Below are 6269 nucleotides of genomic sequence, written 5' to 3'. Positions count from 1 at the left end.
GGGTGGGTCGGGAGAGAAGTACGTCTTGGTGCTGACGGGTGAGGACAGCCGCGCCCTCGAACGGCACGCACACCAGGTCCAGCACGAACTGCGCACCATTCCCGGAATCGGCGCGGTGACGTCCAGCGCCAGCCTGGTACGCCCTGAGTTGTCAGTCAGGCCCGACTTCTCTCGCGCCGCCGACTTGGGCGTCACAGCGTCAACCATCGCCGAGACGCTGCGTGTAGCCACCATCGGTGACTACGAGCAGGATCTGGCGAAGCTCAATCTGGGCGAGCGGCAGGTGCCCGTCATGGTGCGGCTCGATGATGCCGCCCGGCGAGACTTGGAGACGCTCAAACGCCTGCCAGTGCCTGGCGCACGTGGGCCGGTGGCACTGGAGAACGTCGCCGCACTCGACATCGTCAGTGGTCCGGCGGAGATCACACGCCACAACCGAGTGCGCAACATCAACATCGAGGTCGAACTGGGTGGCCGCCCGCTGGGTGACATCGAGAAAGCAGCCCTGGTGCTACCAAGCCTGCGGCTGATGCCCGCTGGTGTACAGCGCAGCGCGCTCGGCGAAGCCGAGGAAATGAAGGAGCTGGCAACCAGCTTCGGCATGGCCATGCTGACCGGCGTGCTGTGCATCTACATGGTCCTTGTGCTCCTGTTCAAGGACTTCGTTCAACCCGGCACGATCCTGACCGCGCTCGTGCTCTCGGTGCCCGGTGCCATGCTGGCGCTGTTCCTGACCGGATTGACGCTGTCGATGCCATCGATGATCGGCCTGATCATGCTGATGGGGATCGCGACGAAGAACTCGATCCTGCTGGTGGACTACATCGTCATCGCGCGCCGCGATCACGGCCTGGACCGCGCCGAGGCCATTCTCGACGCCTGCCGCAAGCGGGCGCGGCCCATCATCATGACCACCATCGCCATGGGCGGTGGAATGGTCCCGGTGGCCCTGGGCCTGGGCGGCGATCCGAGCTTTCGCGTGCCGATGGCGGTCGTCGTGATCGGCGGGCTGATCACTTCGACCTTCCTGAGCCTGCTGGTTGTTCCAGCCCTCTACAGCTATGTGGACGACGGCGTGCAATGGGCCAAGGCACGCTTCACCGCTAAACATCAGGAACGGCGGCTTCTGGCGGGCGATGTCCTCGCCCATACGCCGGAGCGGGGATCATGACGGACGCCGGCGATTCCCCGCTGCCGCTGGTCGATTCCGGCAAGGCGCCCGCTGAGCAGGACACACTGCCGACGAAGCCGTCGTGGCGCTCGCCAAGCCGTACAGCCCTGCTGACCGTGGCGGCGTTGGTCTTGGGCACCGTGCTGGGTGTCAGCCTTGGCCCTGACCTCCAGAGCGCCGTATCGCATTTCTCTGACCCCACTGGCTCGGCGAGCAAGCCAGCAGGCGCCGTCGCGGAGCAGGCGGTTGCGGCTAACACCGTGGGCGCTCTCGGCAGGCTGATGCCAGAGGGTGACACGATCACGCTGGCTCTCCCTTTCGGTGCAGGCGATGCGCGGGTGGCACGCTGGCTGGTCAGTGAGGGCCAGCGCGTGCGCGCCGGGCAAGTCATCGCCGAGCTGGACAACCTTCCACAACGCCGGGCGCTACAGGCCACCGCGGCGGCGCAGCTCGCCGCCAGGCGGGCTGCGCTCGACCAAGCACGCAGTGAAGCTCGTCTTGGCTGGGCCCAAGCGCAGGCCGCAGCCAAGCGGGCACACGCGGCGCGCTTGGTGGCCGATCAGAACCTGGCACGGCTTCAGTCGCTGGCTCCGTCTGGCGTGACCACGCAGGCACAGTTGGAGCAGGCACGTGCAGTGGCCGATCAGGCTGCGGCGGATCAGGCGCAAGCCGCGGCTGCCGTCCAGCGCTACGCGTATCGCGATGCTGACGCCCAGCCCGACGTGCGGCTCGCCCTGGGCAACCTGCACGTCGCCCAAGCCGCAGTGGCCCAGGCCGAGCAGGACCTGGCCGGTGCCCGTGTGACGGCCATCCTGGATGGCACGGTGCTCGCCGTGCATGTCCGCGTCGGCGAGAAGCCCGGCGATCAAGGCATCGCTACCCTGGGAAATGTCGAACACATGGCCGCGGAACTGGAGGTCTACCAGACCGACATCAGTCGGGTGGCCTTGGGTCAGAGGGTTGTACTGCACTCGTCAGCGCTAGCTGCGCCGCTGACCGGCGTCGTCGTACGGATTGGCATGGAAGTGCAGCGGCAAGCCGTCCTGTCGTCCGATCCGGTGTCCAACACCGACGCCCGCGTGGTGAAAGTGAAGGTGGGACTCGACGCAGCATCGTCCGCGCACGCCCGCGCGCTGACTGGCCTGCAGGTCACCGGAAAGATCGCTGTGGGCACGCCATGAACTGGATTTCCCGGGGGCTGCTCGGCCGCCTGCCGGTCGGCTGGCTGCAGCTTCGCCATCACCGCATGCGCTTGGCCGCCGCCGTGGCTGGCGTGGCCTTCGCGAACATGCTTGTCTTCGTGCAGCTTGGCATCCTCAGCGCGATGAACGACGTGGTGCGCACGAGTTACAGCCCGTTCCGCGCTGATATCGTGATCTCCCCGTATAACACGAACACGCTCACGGATGGCGCGACGCTGGCGCGGCGTGTCGTGTACCAGTCCGTCGCGCAGCCGGGCGTGGCCGCCGCCGCGCCGCTGTACGTCGGACAGGTCGCCTGGGAGCGACCGAATGTGCCGGCGACCTCGCTCATCGTCTACGCGCTGCCACCCGAATCCAGGCGCTTCGCGGGCCCTGCGATCGCCGAGCACCTCGATGCCGTCTCCGTCCCGATGCGCGCGATCTTGGATGGGCTTTCGCGCGACGTCGATCCGGCGTGGGCGGCGCGCGCGTCACCCGACACGCCTCTGGAGTTCGAGGTGGACGGCAAGGCCATCACGGCCATCGGCAGCTACTCGATGGGTGCTGGCTTCGGCTGGGACGGTTCGTTGGTGGTTTCGGATTTGACTTTCATTCGGCTGGTCCGGCAGCGCTCGATGGGCACGCCAAGCCACGTGCTCGTCGATCTGGAACCCGGCATGGCGTTGGCGCCCGCGCTCGCGCAGTTGCGCGGTGCGCTGTCCATGGAGCCCGTCAAGGTGCGCAGCTTCGCGCAGGCTGTCGAGGACAACGTGAGCTTCCAGGCTACAGAGGTGCCGATGGGCAGCATCGTCGGCGCCGGCGTGCTGCTGGGCCTGCTGGTCGGCGTGGTGATCGTTTACCAGGTCCTGGCCACCGACGTCGCCGCCCATCTGCGCGACTACGCCACCTTCAAGGCCATCGGCTACTCGCACCCCTACATCCTCGGTGTCATCTTCGAGCAGGCCCTGATCCTCGCAGTGCTGGGATTCCTGCCGGGTCTGGCCTCGGCCAGCGCCATCTACGCGCTGCTGGCGCATGCCACCGATCTGCCGTTCGGCATGGACGTTGGGCGCTCGCTCACGGTGTTCGTTGGAACGCTGCTGGCCTGCATGCTGTCGGGGGCGCTGGCTGCACGGCGTCTGCGCACGATCGACCCGGCCGAACTATTTTGAGGGACTGGCACGTGACGACATCCATCGTGATGCAAGGGGTGAACCACTGGTTCGGGGACGGCGAGGCGCGACGGCAGGCCATCTTCGATGTGTCGCTCGAAGTCACGCGCGGCAGCCTGACCGTGCTTGCCGGCCCATCGGGTTGCGGCAAGACCACGCTGCTCACGCTGGTGGGTTGCCTGCGCAGTGTGCAGGACGGGTCGGTTCGATTGCTGGGCACGGAACTACATGGAGCCAGCGCGATGAAGCAGCAGGCCATGCGGCGCCGACTGGGCGTGATCTTCCAAGCGCACAACCTGCACGAAAGCCTGACAGCGCTGCAGAACGTGTTGGTGGGTCTTCAGGTCCATGGCCGGGGCGGCGATGCCGATGTCCAGGAAGCGGCGGCCACCCATCTGTTGAACATCCTCGGCCTGGGTGAGCGCATCACCTATCTCCCTGCCAGGCTTTCCGGCGGCGAGAAGCAAAGGGTCGCGATTGCCCGCGCACTGGTGTCCAACCCGGCCGTGGTGCTGGCCGACGAACCGACCGCCGCATTGGACCGGCATTCCAGCCTGCTCGTCGTGAGGATGCTCAAAGCCCTTGGCCGCGACCGCGGCGTGACAACGCTGATGGTCACTCACGACGACCGCATCCACCAGCTTGCGGACCAGGTTCTGTTCCTCCGGGACGGACGAATGACAGCGGGAGCGAACTGAACGCAGAGGGTGTTCGGCAGGTAAGTGTTCAGTAAGAGGTTGGCGCGGAGCATGGAGGTTGCCTTGCTCGCTATCTCGTCGAATTTCGGCTGTACCTCGACGGAGCACCTGAATGAGAGCCTTCCGAACCCTAATGTTCGCAGCGATGGTGCTGGCCACCACCGCCTGCGCCAGCAACGCTATCAAAGATCAGGCCGCGTCCCCTGCGGTCGAAATGCCGCCGGCGACGGCAACAGTGGCCGCCTCCCAGCCCAACGTCCCGCCAGCAACAGGGACTACTGTCGAGGCTGGTGACGCTGCCGCAGCCCAAATGCCCAACCAAGCCGAACTGGATGCCGAAGACTTCCATGCTCAGAAACTCGTTCCCGACCCTTGGGAGGGTTTCAACCGCAAGATGCACGGCTTTAACAACGCTGCCGACAAGTTCGTTCTGCGCCCTCTGGCGGTCGGGTACAAGAAGATCACGCCTGAGCCTGTCCAGGCAGGTGTATCCCGTTTCTTTGCCAACCTGAGCATGCCGGTAACGGTGGTGAACCAGGCCTTGCAGGGGCGGCCCGGCGATGCGACAAGATCGCTTGGTCGATTTGCAGTCAACACGACAGTTGGCATCGTCGGCGTTTTCGACCCGGCGTCCCACTTCGGCATGCCCGGGCGCAATGACGAAGACTTCGGCCAGACACTGGCGACCTGGGGCTGGCGCGACTCGCGCTATCTGGTGCTCCCGCTGCTTGGCCCGCGCACGGTGCGTGATGCGCTCGGTATCGTGGGTGATCAACCGCTGTCGCCCATCGCCCAGATTCAGGACAGCGGTGTAGCCAGCGGATTGCAAGCACTGGAAATAGTCGATGTGCGAACGCGGCTGTTGCCCATAGATCAGTTTCGCCGCGACGCGCTTGATGACTACGTGTTCGTGCGCGACGCGTGGATTCAGCGCCGCAATCACCAGATTCAGCAAGATCTGCAAAGCGACCGTGACTGAGAGTGACCTATGGAGTTACGACATCTGCGATGCTTCATGGCCGTAGCCGAGGAACTTCACTTCGCTCGCGCCGCAGAGCGTCTACATATAGAGCAGTCACCGCTGTCGCGTGCAATCAAGGAGCTTGAAGAAGATTTGGGGGCACAGCTTTTCGTGCGAACCACACGCAGCACCCGACTGACCCGTGCGGGTCGGATGTTCTTGGAGCATGTACCTCGCGTCTTCACTTCCTTGCAACAGGCTCAAGACAGCGTAAAGGCTGCCACCAATGGATTCCACGGTCAGTTGCGTATCGCTTTCTCCGACGGCGTGACACCGTCGTGCTTTTCCGCACTCCTGGCACTTTGCCGGCAAGACGAGCCGGAGATCGAGATTCGCTTGTCCGAAGTGCCGTTGTCGCAGCAGATCAAGGGGCTTCAGGATGATCTGTATGACGTGGGTTTCGGTCAGTCGGATGAGGTTGGTGACGGACTCATTGCGGAGCCCGTTTGGAATGATCCATTGATGGCGGCAGTCCCAGCGCGTCACCCCGTGCTTTCATACAAGCATGTACCTCTAGACGAACTACTGCGGTATCCATTGGCGCTCAGTGATACGAACACGCATGAGGGCCATGCTCGTCAAGTTGAACGCGTGTTGCGCCGCGCTACTCAAGAACCATTGGTTGTCGAACGGGTTGCGTCCTTCGACATGATGATGACGCTGGTTTCAGCGGGTTTCGCACTGGGACTCGCCGGTGCTTCTCAAATCGCCGCCGGCCGGGAGTCAAGTGTCGTAGCGCGGCCGCTGGCCGGCGGTTCGCACATGCTTACGACCTACCTTTTGCGTGTCGCAGGGGAGCCGTCTGATGCTCTGGCCCGATTCATCGAACGGGTCTATGCCGTTGAGCCGCCAAATGGGAAATCCTCCGCTGCACGAGCGCAAACCGATCCATCGGAGGAAACCGAGCCATGAAGAAGACTATCCCACTTCTGCTTGCCGCAACGCTGGTCGCTTGCGGCAAACCCGAGCCGACCGCGACAGACAGCAGCAGCGCCGCAGCCGAAACCGTCGAATCACTCGTGGCCA

At 64.5% G+C, this 6269-nt stretch carries 6 protein-coding genes; all 6 read left to right on the top strand.

The window, feature by feature from the left end; genetic code table 11:
• Nucleotides 1-28 precede the first annotated feature (28 nt).
• Nucleotides 29-1171 carry an efflux RND transporter permease subunit gene (locus GPA21_RS18700; RefSeq protein WP_339379819.1) on the top strand — a complete coding sequence of 381 codons (1143 nt, stop codon included), beginning with the start codon at nt 29-31 and terminating at the stop codon, nt 1169-1171.
• Nucleotides 1168-2352 (top strand): HlyD family efflux transporter periplasmic adaptor subunit, encoded by a 1185-nt coding sequence (locus GPA21_RS18695; RefSeq protein WP_168989600.1) that lies wholly within the window; start codon nt 1168-1170, stop codon nt 2350-2352. The genes GPA21_RS18700 and GPA21_RS18695 overlap by 4 nt, the downstream gene beginning before the upstream one ends.
• Nucleotides 2349-3524, top strand: coding sequence for an FtsX-like permease family protein (locus tag GPA21_RS18690; RefSeq protein ID WP_168989599.1), 1176 nt, complete (start codon nt 2349-2351; stop codon nt 3522-3524). Before GPA21_RS18695 ends, GPA21_RS18690 begins: the two co-directional genes overlap by 4 nt.
• An 11-nt stretch (nt 3525-3535) precedes the next feature.
• Entirely contained in the window at nt 3536-4222 is a 687-nt protein-coding gene (locus GPA21_RS18685; protein WP_211163702.1) for an ATP-binding cassette domain-containing protein, read from the top strand.
• A gap of 112 nt (nt 4223-4334) precedes the next feature.
• Nucleotides 4335-5201 (top strand): MlaA family lipoprotein, encoded by an 867-nt coding sequence (locus GPA21_RS18680; RefSeq protein WP_168989598.1) that lies wholly within the window; start codon nt 4335-4337, stop codon nt 5199-5201.
• Nucleotides 5202-5210: 9 nt separating this feature from the next.
• Nucleotides 5211-6155, top strand: a complete 945-nt coding sequence (locus GPA21_RS18675) for a LysR family transcriptional regulator (protein ID WP_168989597.1) — start codon at nt 5211-5213, stop codon at nt 6153-6155.
• Nucleotides 6156-6269 lie beyond the last annotated feature (114 nt).

This window comes from Azoarcus taiwanensis (assembly GCF_012910885.1).
GTDB lineage: Bacteria > Pseudomonadota > Gammaproteobacteria > Burkholderiales > Rhodocyclaceae > Azoarcus_F > Azoarcus_F taiwanensis.
The sequence above is the reverse complement of the archived record's forward strand: the minus strand, read 5'-3'. Positions and strand labels throughout refer to the sequence as shown.